17 protein-coding genes are annotated in these 16,506 nt (G+C 71.9%); 8 read left to right on the forward strand and 9 right to left on the reverse strand.

Annotation, left to right across the window (positions count from 1 at the left end):
• The first annotated feature begins 58 nt into the window (after positions 1–58).
• A complete protein-coding gene (locus tag A3Q40_RS01705) occupies positions 59–448 on the forward strand; it encodes a VOC family protein (RefSeq protein ID WP_068099520.1) in 390 nt (129 codons plus the stop codon).
• Positions 449–470: 22 nt separating this feature from the next.
• On the opposite strand, the gene A3Q40_RS01710 is transcribed toward A3Q40_RS01705, so the two are convergent.
• Positions 471–821 (reverse strand): hypothetical protein, encoded by a 351-nt coding sequence (locus A3Q40_RS01710; protein WP_235606394.1) that lies wholly within the window; start codon positions 819–821, stop codon positions 471–473.
• A gap of 366 nt (positions 822–1,187) precedes the next feature.
• Here A3Q40_RS01710 and A3Q40_RS01715 point away from each other — a divergent pair, with 366 nt between their 5' ends.
• The 3 genes from A3Q40_RS01715 to A3Q40_RS01725 all read left to right on the forward strand — a co-directional run bounded on the left by A3Q40_RS01715 (position 1,188) and on the right by A3Q40_RS01725 (position 3,838).
• A complete protein-coding gene (locus A3Q40_RS01715; RefSeq protein ID WP_068099521.1) occupies positions 1,188–1,535 on the forward strand; it encodes a hypothetical protein in 348 nt (115 codons plus the stop codon).
• Entirely contained in the window at positions 1,532–2,146 is a 615-nt protein-coding gene (locus A3Q40_RS01720; protein ID WP_068099522.1) for a GPP34 family phosphoprotein, read from the forward strand. Before A3Q40_RS01715 ends, A3Q40_RS01720 begins: the two co-directional genes overlap by 4 nt.
• Before the next feature lie 81 nt (positions 2,147–2,227).
• Positions 2,228–3,838 carry an alkaline phosphatase D family protein gene (locus A3Q40_RS01725; RefSeq protein ID WP_068099523.1) on the forward strand — a complete coding sequence of 537 codons (1,611 nt, stop codon included), beginning with the start codon at positions 2,228–2,230 and terminating at the stop codon, positions 3,836–3,838.
• Between the two features lie 40 nt (positions 3,839–3,878).
• Here A3Q40_RS01725 and A3Q40_RS01730 read toward each other — a convergent pair whose 3' ends face one another.
• Positions 3,879–5,528 (reverse strand): GMC oxidoreductase, encoded by a 1,650-nt coding sequence (locus A3Q40_RS01730; RefSeq protein WP_068099524.1) that lies wholly within the window; start codon positions 5,526–5,528, stop codon positions 3,879–3,881.
• A gap of 146 nt (positions 5,529–5,674) precedes the next feature.
• On the opposite strand from A3Q40_RS01730, the gene A3Q40_RS01735 reads away from it, so the two are divergent.
• Positions 5,675–6,625 (forward strand): MsnO8 family LLM class oxidoreductase, encoded by a 951-nt coding sequence (locus A3Q40_RS01735; RefSeq protein ID WP_082833700.1) that lies wholly within the window; start codon positions 5,675–5,677, stop codon positions 6,623–6,625.
• Between the two features lie 29 nt (positions 6,626–6,654).
• Here the strand turns inward: A3Q40_RS01735 and A3Q40_RS01740 are convergent, their stop codons facing one another.
• From A3Q40_RS01740 to A3Q40_RS01770, 7 genes are all read right to left on the reverse strand, one after another.
• Positions 6,655–7,989, reverse strand: a complete 1,335-nt coding sequence (locus A3Q40_RS01740; RefSeq protein WP_068099526.1) for an MFS transporter — start codon at positions 7,987–7,989, stop codon at positions 6,655–6,657.
• Positions 7,990–8,084: 95 nt separating this feature from the next.
• Positions 8,085–8,468 carry a VOC family protein gene (locus A3Q40_RS01745; RefSeq protein WP_068099527.1) on the reverse strand — a complete coding sequence of 128 codons (384 nt, stop codon included), beginning with the start codon at positions 8,466–8,468 and terminating at the stop codon, positions 8,085–8,087.
• 12 nt (positions 8,469–8,480) lie between these two features.
• Positions 8,481–8,972 (reverse strand): SixA phosphatase family protein, encoded by a 492-nt coding sequence (locus A3Q40_RS01750; protein ID WP_068099528.1) that lies wholly within the window; start codon positions 8,970–8,972, stop codon positions 8,481–8,483.
• 25 nt (positions 8,973–8,997) lie between these two features.
• Positions 8,998–9,783 carry a glycosyltransferase family 2 protein gene (locus A3Q40_RS01755; RefSeq protein WP_068099529.1) on the reverse strand — a complete coding sequence of 262 codons (786 nt, stop codon included), beginning with the start codon at positions 9,781–9,783 and terminating at the stop codon, positions 8,998–9,000.
• 25 nt (positions 9,784–9,808) lie between these two features.
• On the reverse strand, positions 9,809–10,807 hold the full coding sequence (locus A3Q40_RS01760; protein WP_068099530.1) for a glycosyltransferase: 999 nt from the start codon (positions 10,805–10,807) through the stop codon (positions 9,809–9,811).
• Entirely contained in the window at positions 10,804–11,892 is a 1,089-nt protein-coding gene (locus A3Q40_RS01765) for a glycosyltransferase (RefSeq protein ID WP_068099531.1), read from the reverse strand. The genes A3Q40_RS01760 and A3Q40_RS01765 overlap by 4 nt, the downstream gene beginning before the upstream one ends.
• Positions 11,889–12,971, reverse strand: a complete 1,083-nt coding sequence (locus A3Q40_RS01770) for a glycosyltransferase (protein WP_068099532.1) — start codon at positions 12,969–12,971, stop codon at positions 11,889–11,891. The genes A3Q40_RS01765 and A3Q40_RS01770 overlap by 4 nt, the downstream gene beginning before the upstream one ends.
• Positions 12,972–13,183: 212 nt before the next feature.
• Between A3Q40_RS01770 and A3Q40_RS01775 the strand changes: the two genes are divergently transcribed.
• The 3 genes from A3Q40_RS01775 to A3Q40_RS01785 are packed head-to-tail and all read left to right on the forward strand — an operon-like array spanning position 13,184 to position 16,499.
• A complete protein-coding gene (locus A3Q40_RS01775; protein ID WP_068104887.1) occupies positions 13,184–14,149 on the forward strand; it encodes a WcbI family polysaccharide biosynthesis putative acetyltransferase in 966 nt (321 codons plus the stop codon).
• Positions 14,146–15,159 (forward strand): glycosyltransferase, encoded by a 1,014-nt coding sequence (locus tag A3Q40_RS01780; protein WP_068099533.1) that lies wholly within the window; start codon positions 14,146–14,148, stop codon positions 15,157–15,159. Before A3Q40_RS01775 ends, A3Q40_RS01780 begins: the two co-directional genes overlap by 4 nt.
• On the forward strand, positions 15,156–16,499 hold the full coding sequence (locus A3Q40_RS01785; RefSeq protein ID WP_235606395.1) for a glycosyltransferase: 1,344 nt from the start codon (positions 15,156–15,158) through the stop codon (positions 16,497–16,499). Before A3Q40_RS01780 ends, A3Q40_RS01785 begins: the two co-directional genes overlap by 4 nt.
• Positions 16,500–16,506: the final 7 nt, after the last annotated feature.

The raw sequence follows: 16,506 nt of genomic DNA on the forward strand, positions 1-16,506 counted from the left end.
GGGCGTCGGACGAAGTCGGCCGCGATGAGTTTTCGCGCAGGATCGGGTCGGTACCACCATGACCGAGCAGAAGAGCAACATCACGAACATCGGCGTGGCCATGTTCACCGTCGCCGACCAGGACAAGGCCCTCGACTTCTACACCCGCGTTCTCGGGTTCGAGGTGCGCGGTGACACCCGCTTCGGGCCCGACGGCGAGTACCGCTGGCTCGAGGTCGCCCCGGTGGGGTCGACGGCGCGGCTGGCGCTGAACCCGCCGATGTACGACAGCCCGGGCGGGTCCGCGATCGGCGTCGAGACCGCGGACGTGCGCGCCGAGCACGCGCGACTGTCGGCGATCGACGGCGTCGAGGTCGACCCGATCGACGGCGACACCGACCCGAACGTGCCGCTCATGTTCATGCTGCGAGACCCGGACGGCAACGTCGTCACCGTCGTCCAGGCCTGAGCCGGCCGACCCTTCCGACCCGCTACCGCACCGTCAGGGTCGGGAGGGACAGACTCACCAACATCAGGGCGAAGAGGAACCACGCCGCGCCCTGCCAGATCGGCCAGGTCCCGCCGTGCCGGTAGGAGCGGTAACCGATGACCAGCGCACCGATCGCGCCCACGAGGCAGACACCGGGGACGATCGCGGCGACGACGACGTTCGAGGCGCCCGTCGCAAGGAAGACCGCGAGGGCGATCGCGGCGACGCCGACGGAGGAGACCACGTAGAGCGCCGCGCGGCGCAGCGCCGCCGGGTCGCGCCACCGCTTCTCGACGTCCCGGGTGCTCATGCTCGCTGGGTCGGTGCCGTGGGTCCGCTCGGAATCGGTCATCTCGGTCGCGTACCCGCGGAGCCCCGGTGTCAGACGCGGACGCGCAACCCGCAGCATCGGTACCGTTCGCTGGTGCGGTTCGTCGTGTCCGGGGGGGGGTACGTGGAGTAGCCGGGGTGCGCATCGCCGTAGTGGAGGACAACGCATCCGTGGCGGCAGCCGTGGTCGCGGCATTGTCGACGTGCGGACACGAGGCCGACCGCCGATCCGGCCGCCTACGCTGCCCTGACCGCGATCGGAGGATTCCACGGTGCGCGGCTGCATGCCGCGACGACGGTCGACGCCTACGCCGGCCGCGACACCCTGCTCGGCGCTCCTCGGACGTTCGTCGTCGCGTCCGGCGCGCCGGCGTCGTCCCTGGACGCGATGCAGTCCGACATTGCACGCTGGCACCGTGACGTGTCGGAGAGACCGCTGGACGACGACGAGATCCACCGAGCGCGGTGCTTCGCCGCGGGCCAACTGTCGTCGATGATCGAGTCTCCCGCGCATCTCGCGGACACGACGTCGAGGTCCCTGGCCACGGGAACGCCACCGGAGACCGTGCTCGCGCTGCCGTCGGCAGTGGCCGCCGTCGACCCGAGCCGGGTTCGCGCGGCGGTCCCGGACCTCGTCGCCGGTCGGTGCGCATTCACGGTCCGAAGCCGCTCCCGCCACGACTACACCGGTACCCGAGGCCACCCCGATCACCACGACACAGGAGGAACCCCATGACCGAGTTGACTCTGCCGCACGCCGTCGGGCTGCTGATGCTGGATCCCGAGTCGGGGAAGCCGCGGACCGCCGAGGGAACGGCGAAGATCGTGCTCGCGGCCGCGGTCGCCGAAGCGGCCGTTCGCGGGGCCGTCACGTTCGACGGCACCAAGGTCGTGCTCGTCGACCCGACGCCCGTGGGAGACACGACGACCGACAGCGTTCTCGAGCGCCTCGCCGGGTCCGGCCCGCACTATCTCCGCAACCTGCTGACGTCGGCCGATCTGACGTTCGACGAGTCGCGCCGCCCGGACGCCGTGGTCGTCCGGGAACTCGACGCGGCGGGCCACGTCACCGTCTCGCGGTCCTCGGTGCGGCGCCGGGTCCTGGCGGTTCCGGCCGGGAACCGGGCCGCCGAGCTGAGCGGACAGGTCTCCGCGGCCGTCGATGCCGGCGAGATCACGGCGCGGATGGCGGCGTTGATCTCCATCCTCGCCACGTTCGACCTTCTCAGGGCCGTGGTCGGACAGCCGCTCGATCAGCGTCGGCGAGACAACGTCGCCGCCATCCGGCAGTCGAGTCCGGTCGGCACCGCGCTGGCCGGGGCCATGCGCGAGATCAGCGTTCCGTGAACGCGAGCCGACCTCCGTCGTCGACGGATCGTCGTCGGCCCGCCAACTTCCGTTCGCCTCGGCGAGGCAGGGTCGAGTCCCATGACTCGTCGCGAGCTCGTCATCGGTGCGGATCGATCGCTGGCCGCCGGCACCACCCGTCGTCGATTCCTCACCTGGAGCGCTCTCGTCGGCGCCCTCGCGTTGACGCCGGAGTTGACCGGGACCGCCGCACAGGCCCAGCCGCCGGCGGCGCCGTCGGCGGACTACCCGTTCCGGTTGGGCGTCGCCTCGGGTGACCCGCTACCCGACTCGGTGGTGCTGTGGACGCGCCTGGCCGTGGACCCGGTCGCGCCGCTCGGCGGCATGCGGCCGGGAGTCGTCCCGGTGCGCTGGGAGATCGCCGACGACGATCGCTTCGGCCGCGTCGTCGCGCAGGGACTCGAGCTCGCGACGGAAGCCGACGGCTGGTCCGTCCACGTGGACGTTCGCGGGTTGGCGCCGGCGCGGGACTACTTCTACCGCTTTCTCGTCGGTCCGCATGCCAGCACGGTGGGGCGGACCCGGACGGCGCCCGCCGCGGGCGCGCCGCTGGCGTCGTTGTCGTTCGCCTGGGCGTCGTGCCAGAAGTGGGAGGACGGGTTCTACGGAGCCTACGCCGACCTCGCGCGGTCGGCGCCGGACGTCGTGTTCTTCCTGGGCGACTACATCTACGAGTACGCGATCGAGCGGAAGGGCGCGCGGGCGTCGCTGCCGCGGCCGGAGTCCGCGTCGCGAGAGACGCTGCAGCTGAACGACTATCGTGATCGGTACGCGCTCTACAAGGCGGACGAGAACCTCGCGGCCGCGCACGCCGCCGCCCCGTGGATCACCACCTTCGACGACCACGAGGTGGACAACAACTGGGCGTCGCAGATCTCCCAGGACGAGGGAGCCGATCCGCGGCTGTTCCTCATGCGCCGCGCCGACGCGTTCAAGGCGTGGTGGGAGAACACCCCGGTCCGGATGACGCAGCGTCCCGTCGGGCCGGATCTGCAGGCGTATCGCCGCTTCTCGTTCGGGTCGCTGGTCGACTTCTCGGTGCTCGACACGCGCCAGTACCGCAGCGACCAGGCGAACGGGGACGGCGAGCACCCGCAGGACGCCGCCACGGCCGATCCGGGCCGCACCATCACCGGTGCGGCGCAGGAGAAGTGGATCGTGGACGGTTTCGGCAGTGCGGCCACGTGGAAATTCCTCGCCCATCAGACGGTGATCTCGGACCTCGCGCAGATCGAGAACGGGGAGCGCGTAGTGGGCATGGATCCGTGGAGCGGCTACGAGGCCTCACGCCACCGCATCCTCGACGCCGCGCGGGACCGCGGCGTCCAGGTGCAGTCGATCGTCGGCGACATCCACCGCACCATCGTCTCCGAACTTCGCCGCGACTACCGGGACCCGGCCCCCGCGGTGGGCGTCGAAATCGCGACGACGTCGATCGCGTCGGGCAAGGACGGTGCCGACGTCGACGACACCGGCGCGGCCATCGCCGCGGCATCCCCGCACGTCGCGTTCGGCAACGCACGGCGCGGGTACCTGCGCGCGACCCTCACGCCGACCGAGTGGCGGTCGGAGGTCCGGGTTCTCGACGCGGTGTCGGTCCCGGGCGCCGGCGCCCGCACCGCCACGACGGTGACCGTGCCGGTGGGGACGACGGAGATCGGCCTGAGCTAGTCAGAGCTAGTCAGAGCTGGTTAAAGCTGGTCAGAGCTGGTCAGCGCCCGTCGGCGAGGATGCGCGCGACGTTGCGCTCGGCGAGCGCGGTGATGGTGAGCGACGGGTTCGCCGCGCCGGTGCTGCCGGGGACCAGGGCGCCGTCGACGACGTAGAGACCGTCGTATCCCTTCACCCGGCCGTAGCCGTCGGTGACGTCGCCGAGCACCGCGCCGCCGAGGGGGTGCGCGGTGAGGGTGTCGTCGACGTCGCGCGTGAGCGGCTCCGCGGACACCAGCGTGCGGCCGGCCTGCGCCATCCGGTTCTGGACGGCGCGGAGCGAGGCCACCGTGTCCGGACTGCCGCCCTTCGGCCAGGACAGGGCGATGCGGTCGGCGGCGCGGTCGTAGCGGAACTCGCCGCGCATCGGATCGATCGTCATGCCGAGGGAGCCGAGGAACCCCAACTCCATCGGCGCACCCGGCACGTACCAGTTCTCCACCGTGAGCGGCAGCCCCGCCTCGTCGACGATGCGCGACGCGCACGGGGCGCCCTGAGGGCCGCCACCGATCGGTCCCAGGGAGCGCGTCATGAACGCGTCCCCGTTGGTGCCCCACCCGCGACCGACGAACTCGTTGAGATCCGGCAGCGCACCGGTGTCGCGGGCCCGCAGCAGCAGTTCGGTGGTCCCGAGGGAGCCGGCACCGAGCACCAGCCGGTCCGCGGTGAGCGTCCGGGACTCCAGGACGTTCCCCTCCGGATCGAGCCGACGCACCTTCACGCGGTAGCGACCGCCGGTGTCGGTGCCGATCGCGGCCACCTCGTGGCTGTGCGCGATCAGCGCCCGTCCCGTCGCCTCGGCCTGCGGAATGTAGTTCTGTGTGAGGTCCTGCTTGGCGCCGTTCGAGTTGCCGAACGTGCTCTGCCCGACCGTCGCCGACGGACGCGACCGGCCCGTCAACTCGTCGCGGACGATCGACCAGTTCCAGGTGCCGTCGACGCGCTGGGGATCGAATCCGGCGCGGCGGGCGTGGTCGTCCCACGTGCGGGAGTGGGCGAACGCGGGAGCGGCGTAGACGTCGTCGGGCATGGGGGAGGGACGCAACATGCGTCGCGCCGCCGGGTACCAGGTGGACGCCATCTCCTCGTAGGGGACGCGGCCGCCGAACGAGAGGTCGAAGAACCGCTTGTCCGGGGCGATGGTGACTCCGGTGTAGACGATCGACCCACCGCCCACGGCGGCGCCGCGCCAGACGGTGAGGTTGTCGAAACGCGTGGTGTCCAGCACGCCGCCGAAGCGGTCGACCGGGCCGACGGGCATCCCGGTGACGTTGGTGAACGACGGCTGTCGCCAGAGCCCGCGGCCGTCCGCGGTCATGTCCGCGGTGAAGATCTCCCGCCACGGATCCCGCGGCCAGCGCAGGCCGCGCTCGAGGACGGTGACCTGCTGCCCGGCCTGCGCGAAACGGAGCGCGGCCACCGACGCGCCGAACCCCGAGCCGATCACGATCACCGCGGAGTGATCGGGCGGCCGGGGCGGGTCGGCCCAGAGTTCCGGGACACGGGAGGCGATGGTGGGGACCCCGAGGGGAATCGCCGACGCCGACGGCATCAGTCTCGACGCCGTCCGGCTGGACGGAATCACAGCCGGGCCCAGGGCAGCCCCCACTGCTCCGGCGGCCGCCCATTGCAGCAGTTGCCGTCGTTTCACCGTGCGAAAACCTCCTCGGAGTCGGTTTCGAGTGTGCCAGCAGAATCGATGTCCGCTGCCGCGACGGTTATTTTCGTGACGGTTCCCAACCGGGTCCGGGGCGGCCGGGTCGGAACAGTCGTCGGCGTGAGCTGGTTGCATCCGACGTGCTCCTTTCCCTCCTCGACCGATCCCGTGCGCGGGTGGACCGTTCGCCCGCCGCCGCGGTCGCGGACACCGTCGAGCGCGCCCGCTGGGCCGAGGCCGCCGGCTATCACCGGTTCCGGGTCGCGGAGCATCACGCGGTCCCGGGCATCGCGTCGGGAAGCCCCGCGGTTCTGCTCGCGGCCGTCGGCGCGGCGACGCACGACATCGGCCTCGGCACCGCCGGGATCATGCTGCCCAACCACACCCCGCTGCTGGTCGCGGAGAACGCGCTGATGCTCGACGCGCTGTTCCCGGGACGAGTGGATCTGGGGATCGGGCGTTCGCTCGGTTTCACGCCGCCGATCCGCCGAGCGCTACGGACCGACACGGCCGACGGCTTTGCGGACGATCTGGCCGAACTGCTGGCCTTTCTCGACGGCACCGGCCCCGTCACCGCCCAACCCGCGGCCGATCGACCGATTCCCGTGTCGGTACTCGCGACGGGATCGGGGCTCGAGGTCGCCGCGCGACTCGGACTCCCGGTCGTGGTCGGCGGTCCCGCCCTGGCCGACCCCGATCGGCTCCGGACCTACCGACGCACCTTCGTCCCGACCGCGACGACGCCCCGGCCTCGGGTCACCGTGTCCGCGGACATCCTGGTGGCGGACACCGACGCCGACGCTCGCGTCCTGGCGCTGTCGGAGGCGGTGGCGATGGCCGAGTCGCGGCGCACGGGCGATTTTCCCCCGTTGCGGCCGGTCACCGAGATGCCGGAGCTCGGACCGCGAGCACTCGAGGTGGCCGAGCGCACGCTGGCGAGTGCGGTGTTCGGCAGCCGCGAGACGGTTCGGCGCGAGCTCGAGAGCCTGGTCGAGCGCACCGACGCGGACGAGATCCTGTCCTCGGCCTCCACCTTCGATCGCGCAGCACTCCGGGCTTCCGACGACGCCGTGATGGGTCTGCTCGCCTGACGTCGGCGCGCCGGAGGTGTGGGTCGGTGTCAGGGCGCGCCGGCGGCATCGAGCACCCGCTGCGCGTCCGGGGCCACGAACGGATACGCGCACAGCGCCAGCACGCCGCCCATCACGAGCAGCGGCAGCAACGGCACCATGCCCACGGTCAGCGAATCCGCCGCCTCGGAGACGGCCCCCACCAGCAGGGGACCGATCGCGCCGCCCACCGTCGCGCCGATCTGCAGGGCGCCGTACCCGAGGCCGCGGTCCTGCGCGGGTAGGACATCGGCCACGCACGACGTCAGAGTGGGCAGGGCCCACGCCGCGAGAAACGCGAACAGCGTGAGCAGCACGCAGAACGCGAGGACACCCTCGACGGCCAGCGCGGCCGTCATGGCGGCCGTTCCGCCCAGGATGCCGACTCCGCCCACCACCACCCGCCACTGCGCCGGTGTGGGCGCCAAGTGTCGCCGTGCGGGGGTGGGCGCCAGGGACCGCCGCGTCAGTGCCGCGCCCACCAGCGTGCCGGCGACGACGCCGATCAAGGTCAGGCCGCCACCCGCGGCTGCGGCCGCGCCGTCCCCCAGACCGTAGCGTCGCTGCAGCAGGCTCGGCGCCCAGAACGTCAGTCCACCGACCGCCAGGCTCATCACGGTCAGGGCCGCGCCCGTGCCCCACAGCGTGCGGATGGACACCAGCCGCCGCCACTGAGTGCGCAGGGTCCCCGGATCGCGTGCCGGTTCGGTGGCGCCCCCGCCGACGACACCCGCGGTGAGACGGTCCGTCCACCCCCGCTCCGGCTCGTGCAGCCGCGAGACCAGGACGGCCGTGGCGAGGCCGGGCAGGGCCATCACCAGGAAGGCGCCCCGCCAGCCCAGCCACTCCGCGAGCACCCCACCGAGGACGATGCCGGCACCACCGAGATAGGCGGCGGTGCGCCACCAACCGAACGCCGTCGGGCGACTCGCCGACGGGTGGAAGTCGGCGAGCAGGCTCGCGCTGGCGGGATTGTCGATCGCCTCCGCGGCGGCCAGGCCCATCCGCACCAGATAGAACACGGCGAACGTCGGCGCGAGCGCCGACCCGACGGTGGCCAGCGCCCACACGAGCACCACGACGGTGATGATGCGGCCTCGGTCGTACCGATCGGCGAGGTAGGCGGCCGGCACCGCCAGCAGTCCGGTCGTGATCGCGGCGGCCGTCGGAATCGAGCCGGCCACGGCGTCGCCGAAGCCCCATTCGGCCTGCAGTTGCGGCAGGACGGCCGAGACCAGGCTGTACTCCATCCGGTCGACCAGCGAGACCAGCAGCAGCACCACGGCGGGCGCCCACCCGTACGGCACCGGCGACGCCGTGCGGGTGCGACCGATACTTCGCCACACCCGCCGGTCGGTCCGCGATCCGGTTCTTCTCGCTGTCTCGATCATCCGTCCCCCCACGGCACGGGAGCGTAGGGGATCGTGACGAATCGGGCGGCTCAGCCCGGGTCGGCGGGCGTGTAGTTCTGCAGCTGCTGGTACGCCCACTTGTTGCCGTCCGGGTCGGCGAAGTGGGTGAACAGGCCCCATCCCTCGTCGGCGACCTCGGTGGCGTCGACCCCGGCGGCGACCAGGGCCCGACGGGCCTCGGCCACGTCCTCGACCACGGCGAGGATGTAGTTCAGGGAGCCGGGCTCGGCTTCGGTGATGTTGTGGCCGATGGCGATCGAGCATGCCGACCCCGGCGGCGTGAGCTGGACGTAGCGCATGTTCTCGAACGGGCTGGCGTCGTGGTCGGCGTGGAAGCCGATCCCGGTGTAGAAGTCCTTCGCGCGGTCCACGTCGGACACCGGCACGATCACCAGCTGAATCTGCACGCTCATGATGGTTTCCTTCTAGTCGACTCGCAGTGCATGCCGGAGTGTGGCACGGGTCACCGACACGTCGGCCCAGTCGCCGCCGACCTCGAGAACGGCGAGCGCGGACGTCGGGAACCCCGCGCGCAGCCAGGCGACCGCGGCGGGGTCGGACTCGTCGTCGGCGAGGGTCAGTGCGGTGAACGGCACCCCGGGCGCGTGCCCCACGACCAGGAGCGTCCGCACCTCGGAATCGGTCTCCGCGATTTCGCCGAGGATGTCGTCGGGTGACCCGCCGTAGATCGCGGACTCGAACCGCGTGCCCGCCTCGATGCCCGTCCGATCCAGCGTCTCGCGGGTGCGGGTGGCGGTCGAGCAGATCACCGCGCCGACGTCGCCGACGTGCTCGCGGATCCAGTCGCCCGCGGCGGCCGCCTGGCGTCGACCGCGCTCGTCGAGCGGGCGCTCGTGATCGTCGACGCCGTCCGGGTAGGAGGACTTGCCGTGCCGCATGAGGATGAGGGTGCGCATGCAGCGAGTAGACCAAAGATCGGCGCTATCGGTTGCCCCGGCGGCGCTCGAGCGTGTCTCCGTTCGGATCCCACGCGATCAGACCCCGCTCCGCGAACGCGGCGAGCCATCCGCTCATCGGCCACCGACCCCATCGCCGGTGGAAGACCCGGGCGTTGACGACGATGTCGTCGAGGTGCTCGACCGGCGGGGCCGACACCGGATGCCACTGGTGGAACGCGTGGGCACCGCCGAGCCACTGCAGACGGGCGCCGCGCTCGCGGGCGGTCCAGCCGAAGTCGGTGTCCTCGCCGCCGTACCCCACGTAGTCCTCGCAGAAGCCCCCGAGACAGGTCCACGTGGTCGCGGTGACGGCGAACGACAGTGACCAGAACAGGTCCCAGTTCGCACCTGGCTCGACGACGTCGGCCGGGGGATTCGGCCGGGCCGCATGAGGATTCACCAGGTCCGGTAGCCGGTCGAGATCGGCGCCCTGCGGAAGGTAGGTGACCGGACCGCACAGGACCACCCCGTCACGGACGTGCTCGGTGTACGACGCCACGAGGTTCGATGCAGGAACGCAGTCCACGTCGAGGAAGATCAGCACGTCCGCGCCGGCATCCAGGGCACGCTCGGCGCCGGCGTTGCGAGCCCGCGCCAGGGGAAGTGCACCGTCGACCGGGAGGACCACGGTGGCACCGGGAACGTCGGGATCGCCCATGGCGACGATCACTCGGATGTCCGGTTGGTATGTGCCCGAACGTAATCCGTGCTCCTGCGCGGCCATGTGCTCGTGCCGCCCGGCGGCTATGGTGACGACGGCGGTACTCACGGTCGGCCCTCCGGCCCGACAGGGCTCACGGCCGGGCCACCGACTCGATCGCCGCCGCGGCGCGCGCCGCCGCGCCGTCGATCCGGGTCGCCGAGCGCAGGTCCGCGGACAGGGCGCGGGCACGCCGCAGCAGATCCGGCCATGCCGACGGGTCCGGCCAGGCGTCGAGCGCCACCGCAAGCCCTACGCGGTCCAGAGCCCGTGCGGTGGCGCGCTGTTCGTCGAACGGGCGATCCTCGGCCACCACGACGGCGGGTGCGTTCGCGGCCGCGACGTCGGCGACGGCGTTCTGGCCGCCGTGGGTGACGACGACACCCGCGGTGTCGAGGACGGGCCACACGTCGGCGACCCACGGCTCACCGGGCGTACCGACGCCGCGCCACGTCGTGCCGGGGGTCGCCGCGCGCACCGCGTCGAGATAGCCTGCGCCGAGCGACGATCCACCCGCCCCGCTCATGAGGACGGCGGAGTCGGGCACGCGGGATCCGGTGGAGACGCGGTCGGCGACCCGGCTGATCGACCCGGCGTACACGGTCTTGTCGGCGTACTGGTGGAGCCAGTCGGGGTCGTACACCGTCCGTGACCACGGCGCGACGATGCGGTCCGCCAGGGTGTACGCGAGTCGGTGCGGGGCGTCGGTGCGCTCACCCGGCATCGCGAGAACCACGAGCGGAATTCCCATGAGTCGCACGAACGTCGCCACCTCCACCGAGACGTCGACCACGAACGCGCGCGGTCGGTGACGCTCGATCCAGGCTGCGATCGTCGCCATCCGTTCGGTCAGTCCCGGCACGCCCGTCGGCGCCCAGTGCAACGCCCCACCGGCCGTGGCCCGCCGCGCCTCCTCGTCGGTGGGCCCGTGCGTGTCCCGCGGGATATCCATCGGCAGCGTCACCCACGCCGGCGCCGGATCGGGCGCGGGCCGCGACGAGAAGATCGTCACGTCGTCGTGCAGCATCGGCACGATCGACGACGCCCGGGTCAGATGCCCGACGCCGTGATGGTGGACGTAGTACCCGATCACGCCGGAACGGCGTCGCGCCGGTCCAACATGTCCCGGTAGAGCGCGAGATAGGAGTCGACCATGGTGGTGTCGGAGCACACGCGTTCGGCACGGGCGCGGGCGTCGCGTCGCGACAGGGTCGCCGCGGTCCGCATGGCGTCCGCCAGGCCGACCACGTCGTCGGCCGGAACCAGCACTCCGCAGGTGTGGTCGACGATCTCGGGGATCCCACCCCGTCCGAACGCGGCGACCGGTGTGCCGCAGGCGAGGGCTTCGGCGACGACCAGCCCGTAGGGCTCGTCCCACTGCGGGGTGACGACGGCGACGGCGGCGCCGCCGACCAGGTCGGCGAGTTCCTTCTGCATGAGATGACCCTCGTAGACCACGTCGGGTCCGAGACGCGGTTCGACGACGGTTCGGAAGTAGTCGTCGTCGCAGGCCGGCCCGGCGATGCGGAGGGGGTAGCCGGCGCGCACGGCGGCGTCGATGGCGGCGTCGACCCCCTTCTCGGGAACGAGCCGCCCGGTCCACACCGCGTAGTCACCGCCCGCACCCACGGGCCAACGGTCGAGCGCGATACCGTTGGGCACCACCGGGATGCGGCCGGCGACGGGTGTCCATTGACGACCGGTGTACCGACTCACGGCGGCGTAACGCGTGTCCGGGTTGAGCGGAACCGCCGCCGCGGATTCGAGCCACGCCAGGGGCGGGGTGTGCAGGGTCGTGATCATCGGCGTCGGCACCGTCGACGACATCGCGATCGGCAGGTAGTGGAGGCTGTGGTTGTGGATGACGTCGAACGAATCCCGCAGTCGCCCGGCGAGTTCCAGCATCACGGACAGGTAGGCGTGGTGCTCGTGAACCACCCACGCAGGCCCCATGTGCTCGGTCCGCGCGTCCGGGCTCAGGGTGAAGGTGTGCACGTCGATGACGTCGTGCGGCGAGTCGATCGACGAGCCGTCGGCCCCGAACAGGCTCACGCGGTGACCACGCGCGGTGAGCGCGCGAGCGAGGTGCCAGACGTGCGCTTCGAGACCACCGGCGAACGGTTGGCAGATGGGAAAGCGCGAGGACCCCAGCAGGGCGATGCGCAGCGACTCCGTCATGCGGGTACCGCCGCGGTGTCCCGGCCGGTCACCCCGGTCAGAGACGAGTAGAGATCGGCGTGCTCTGCGCGGATGGCGGCGAGCTGGTGACGTCGGAAGTCGGCGAACGATGCGTCGAGAACGGGTCGACGCAGGGCGTCGCCCACCGCCGCGTCGAGCGAGTCGGGGTCGAACAGGTCCGGCCCGAACGTGAAGGTGGGGCAGGGGAACTGGTCTGCGAAGCATCCCGTGTCGGGCACGATCGGCACGACGGCGAGGTCACGGCAGGCCTCCATCCATCCGGAGTGCGTACCGAATCGGTAGGGCAGGACGGCGACGTCGATCTCGGAGAGGTACTGCCAGAGTTCGTCGTCGGTGAAACGTCCGTGCACCCGTACGTCCACGTCGGGGTGCGAAGCAAAGGCCAGCAGGCGTTCCCCGCGCTCGGGCGCGTACCAGTGGCTCGTGTGGTCGAAGAGGGCGTCGTCGAGGTCGACTCGGACGACGGCGCCGCGTGCCGATGCGGCCGCGACGAGCGTGGGGACCACGGCCTCGGGATCGAGGTTGGCGCGCAACGTCTTCGCGTGCACGCCGATCACCGGCGTCGCCGACCGCTGCCGGTCGACCGCGGCGACCAGATCGAGCGGTGCGACGTGCGGATGCGGCGTGACCGTGGCCGCACGACCCCATCGCCGTTCGATCTCGCGGGCGGCGGCCGTCGTCAGGGTCAGGACGGCGTCGGCGGCCGGCACCAGCACGTCGAGCTGACGACGGTGCAGATCGGCGTCCGCGAAGTGCGGGTTGTGCAGATCGTGCACGGTGAACACCAGCGGGGTCGACGACTCGCGCAGGATGTGGACGATCTCGGCCAGCCGCTCCGGAGTGGCGGCATCGAAACCGAAGTGCAGGTGGACCAGATCGATGTCGTCGACGTGCGCGCGCAGGTAGTCCGGTTCGAGCAGCCGCGGCGGCCACCACTGGTCGGGGGTCGTCGCGTCGATCGGTCGGGGATCCGGGAGCAGCCGGACCGACGGGTCGTCGGTCGGGGCCACGCCGGCCGCATAGGGGTGGGCGGCAGGAATCGAGGCGACGGCGATCACAGGCGGGGGTCATCCTCTCGAGGCAAGGGACCGCGCGGGAGAACCCGAGTCCGGTGTCCTTCGCGCGCGGACGTGTCAGCGGCGCGTCGGGCCGGCTGGTTGGACCTCGACTGGTCCAGGATGCCCCGGGGGGGCTCGGTTCAACCCGGGTGGTCGGGTTCGTCACCGTCGGCAGGGTTCGGACGGCCCCCGGGCGGGGTATGCGGCGTGCCATGGCCACCCCCGCCCAGCCCGGGTTCACCACCGGCGATCCACCGGACGGCAGGACCCGTCACTACGGGCACTTCTACGGAATCGACGACGTCCCCACCGACCGTCCGCTGTGGATCGTGCTGGGAAACTGCCAGGCCGAGGCCCTGCGGGTGGTCCTCGATACCGTTGCCGACGCCCCGTTCACCAGCGTGCGGATGCCCCCCGTGCACGAGTTGACCCCGTCCGACGTCGCGCACCTCGAGACGCTCGCGACGCGCGCACAGGTGCTCCTGGCCCAGCCGGTGCGCAGTGGGTACCGGGACCTGCCGATCGGGACCGACGACGTCGCCGCACACCTGCCGGCCGGGGCGCGGGTGCTGCGGTGGCCGGTGTTCCGATACGCCGGGCTGTTCCCGTTCCAGGCGATCGTGCGGGACCCGGCGGACCCGTCGCGGGATCCCCCCGTCGTGCCGTACCACGATCTGCGCACGGTGCGAGCTGCTGCGCTCGGCCTGGCGGAGACGGACGACTGGGACGTGCCGATCGACGACGAGACGGTGCGCTGGATCGCCGACCGCAGTCTCGCCGAACTCCGCCGACGTGAGGGCAAGGACTGCGACGTGACCCTCTCCGACGCCGTAACCCGACACGGGGCGGCCGCGGCGCACACGATCAACCATCCCGGCAACCCGGTGTTGATCGAGCTCGCCACGCGCATCCTCGGAGTTCTCGACGTGCCCGCGACACCGACGGATCCCGGTCGCACCCTGCTCGATTCGGTCCACACGCCGCTGGATCACCGGGTGTTGGCGGAGCTCGATCCGGACGCGTCGCCGACGCGGGACTGGACCGTACACGGGGGGACCGTGACCGCCGACGAGGTGCATCGCACTCAGTTGCGCTGGTACGCCGAGCATCCCGCCGTGATCGACGCGGCCTTCGATCGGCACGGCGACGTGTTGGCCCGGCTCGGTGCCACGCGATGATCGTCACGCAGGTGATCGTCGGGCCCGATCAGCACGGGGTGGTCCAGTTCGCGCGCCGGATCCACGACGCGGTGGTGGGCGTCGGTGGTGACTCCGTCATCGACCGCCACGTGAACAGCCCAGCCCCGCAGGGGATCTCGACGTCCGACGTGGTGCATCTGCACGTCACCGATCGTCTCTTCGGATCGCCCGCCAATCGGGCCGCGGAGGCGGTGTCGGAGGTCGTGGCGGCGGTGCGGGCTACCGGGGCGCGCGTGGTGATCACCCTGCACGACGTGCCGCAGCCCTCGGACGGCCGGTCGTTCGAGGTCCGGACGGCGGCGTACCGGCGGATCGCGGAGCTCGCCGACGTCGTCGTGGTGAGCAGCGACCACGAGCGCCTGTTGCTGGCGGAGGTGGGCATCGAGCACGCGTCGCTGCAGGTGATTCCGCTTCCCGTCGCCACCGGCCGGGCGGATCCGGTGACGGCGCCCGGGCCGGCCACGGTCGGCGTGCTCGGATTCCTGTACCCCGGCAAGGGCCACGTCGAGGTGGCCGCCGCGCTGCCGCCCGGTGCCGAGTTCGTCGCTCTCGGGCGCCCGTCGCCGGGGCACGAGGACCTGGTGGACGACCTGCGCGCCGTGTCGCCGTCGGCCCGCGTCACCGGGTACGTGGCGGACGACGATCTGCCCGCGGCGCTGCACGCGGTGACGGTGCCGGTGGCGCACCACCGCCATCTGTCGGCGTCGGGGTCCATCGTCACGTGGATCGAGCACGGTCGCCGCCCGCTCGTCGTGGCGGGGCGATACACCCGTGAGTTCGAGGCGCGGTCGCCCGGAGCGGTGACGATCTACGAGGAGGGCGATCTGGCGGAGGCCGTCGCCCGCGCGGCGGCGGATCCCGCGTCGACGTGGATCGACGCCGGCGTGCTCGCCCATCCGACGGCCGACGAGGTGGGCGCGGCCCATGTCGATGCCTATCGCGCTGCACTGTCGGCCCCCGCCGGCGCTGCGCTCCGGGTGACGACGTGACCGACCGGAGAAGCGTTGCCGCGCTGAGGACTGCGCTCGGTACGACGGTGCCCGGCAACCGCTGGGATCTGCTCGACGGAATGGACGCCCCCGCGGTATCGGTGAGCGTGGTCGTGCCCTATTACCGTCAGCAGAGCCAACTCACGATGGTGCTGGCGGCGTTGGAACGGCAGGACTTCCCCCGCGATCGTCTCGAGGTGATCGTGGCGGACGACGGGTCTCCCGAGCCGCCGCGGGTGGAGTGCGCGCTCCCGGTCACCGTGGTGCGGCAGGAGGACCGAGGTTTTCGTGCCGCGGCCGTCCGGAACCTCGGCGCCGCCGCCGCGACCGGTGACGTGCTGTGCTTCCTCGACGCCGACACCGTGCCCGAACCGGGCTACGTCCGGGCCCTGGCCCGCCTCCCGTCGTTGGTTCCGGACGCGCTGACGGTCGGACGTCGTCGGCACGCGGATCTCACCGCCCTCGGACGCCTCCCCGCGCCCGGCGACCCGCTGCTCGACGAACCGGGCTGGCTGGTCGACGCCTACCGCGGATCACGCGATCTGCTGGACGCCGACGACCGTTCGTACCGACACGTCATCAGCGCCGTGATGTGTTGCCGCCGAACGTTCTTCGACGAGATCGGCGGATTCGACGAGTCGTTCACCGCCTACGGCGGCGAGGACTGGGAACTCGCCCACCGTGCGTGGCTGGCGGGTGCGGTTCTCGCGCACGTTCCTGCCGCCGTCGCGTGGCACGACGGTCCGGACTGGGCGGGCCGGCCGGACGACCGCCGTCGGGACGCCAAGAACGGGGAGGCGATGTCGCTCGCGCCGCTGATCACGGATCCGGCGGCGCGTCGTCACGGGGTTCGCTACGCGGTGCCCGACGTCACGGCGGTGGTCCACAGCGAGGGCCACACGGCGGCGTCGTTGCTGGTGACGGTGGGCTCGGTCCTTCGACACGGCGACGTGACGGTGTGGGTGGACGGAGCCGAGGCGTCGTCGTTCGTCGACACGTGGGGAATCGACGACCCACGGGTGCGGATCGGGCTTCCCGACGCAGCGGAGACGACGCGCAGCCGGTTCGCCGTCGAGGTCAGCGGCCGTGCGGTGTTCGGCGAGAAGGCCTTCGCGCTCCTGGCAGAGGTGGGAGCGGGCGAGTCGGTGCTGTGCACCCTGCCGGACGGCGCGGCTGTCACGCACGAGACCTGGCGTGCGCGGCGACGCGCCCGGCGCTGGGCGTCCGCGCTCGGCGTCGACGAGGACGCGGCGCTCGCGATGCTGTTCGGCACGCACAGCGTCGACGGAGATGCCGTCGACGTGACCACCGGGCCGTTGCGCCCGGATCTCTCCTGGTGAGGACGTC

It is taken from the genome of Rhodococcus sp. PBTS 1 (assembly GCF_001620025.1).
Classification (GTDB): Bacteria; Actinomycetota; Actinomycetes; order Mycobacteriales; family Mycobacteriaceae; genus Rhodococcoides; species Rhodococcoides kroppenstedtii.

Bases quoted from the DNA above. Each gene is read 5' to 3' on its own strand.
- A3Q40_RS01705 (WP_068099520.1), top strand. From the start codon at position 59: ATGACCGAGCAGAAGAGCAACATCACGAACATCGGCGTGGCCATGTTC.
- A3Q40_RS01710 (WP_235606394.1), bottom strand. From the start codon at position 821: ATGACCGATTCCGAGCGGACCCACGGCACCGACCCAGCGAGCATGAGC.
- A3Q40_RS01715 (WP_068099521.1), top strand. From the start codon at position 1,188: ATGCAGTCCGACATTGCACGCTGGCACCGTGACGTGTCGGAGAGACCG.
- A3Q40_RS01720 (WP_068099522.1), top strand. From the start codon at position 1,532: ATGACCGAGTTGACTCTGCCGCACGCCGTCGGGCTGCTGATGCTGGAT.
- A3Q40_RS01725 (WP_068099523.1), top strand. From the start codon at position 2,228: ATGACTCGTCGCGAGCTCGTCATCGGTGCGGATCGATCGCTGGCCGCC.
- A3Q40_RS01745 (WP_068099527.1), bottom strand. From the start codon at position 8,468: ATGAGCGTGCAGATTCAGCTGGTGATCGTGCCGGTGTCCGACGTGGAC.
- A3Q40_RS01750 (WP_068099528.1), bottom strand. From the start codon at position 8,972: ATGCGCACCCTCATCCTCATGCGGCACGGCAAGTCCTCCTACCCGGAC.
- A3Q40_RS01765 (WP_068099531.1), bottom strand. From the start codon at position 11,892: ATGACGGAGTCGCTGCGCATCGCCCTGCTGGGGTCCTCGCGCTTTCCC.
- A3Q40_RS01775 (WP_068104887.1), top strand. From the start codon at position 13,184: ATGGCCACCCCCGCCCAGCCCGGGTTCACCACCGGCGATCCACCGGAC.
- A3Q40_RS01780 (WP_068099533.1), top strand. From the start codon at position 14,146: ATGATCGTCACGCAGGTGATCGTCGGGCCCGATCAGCACGGGGTGGTC.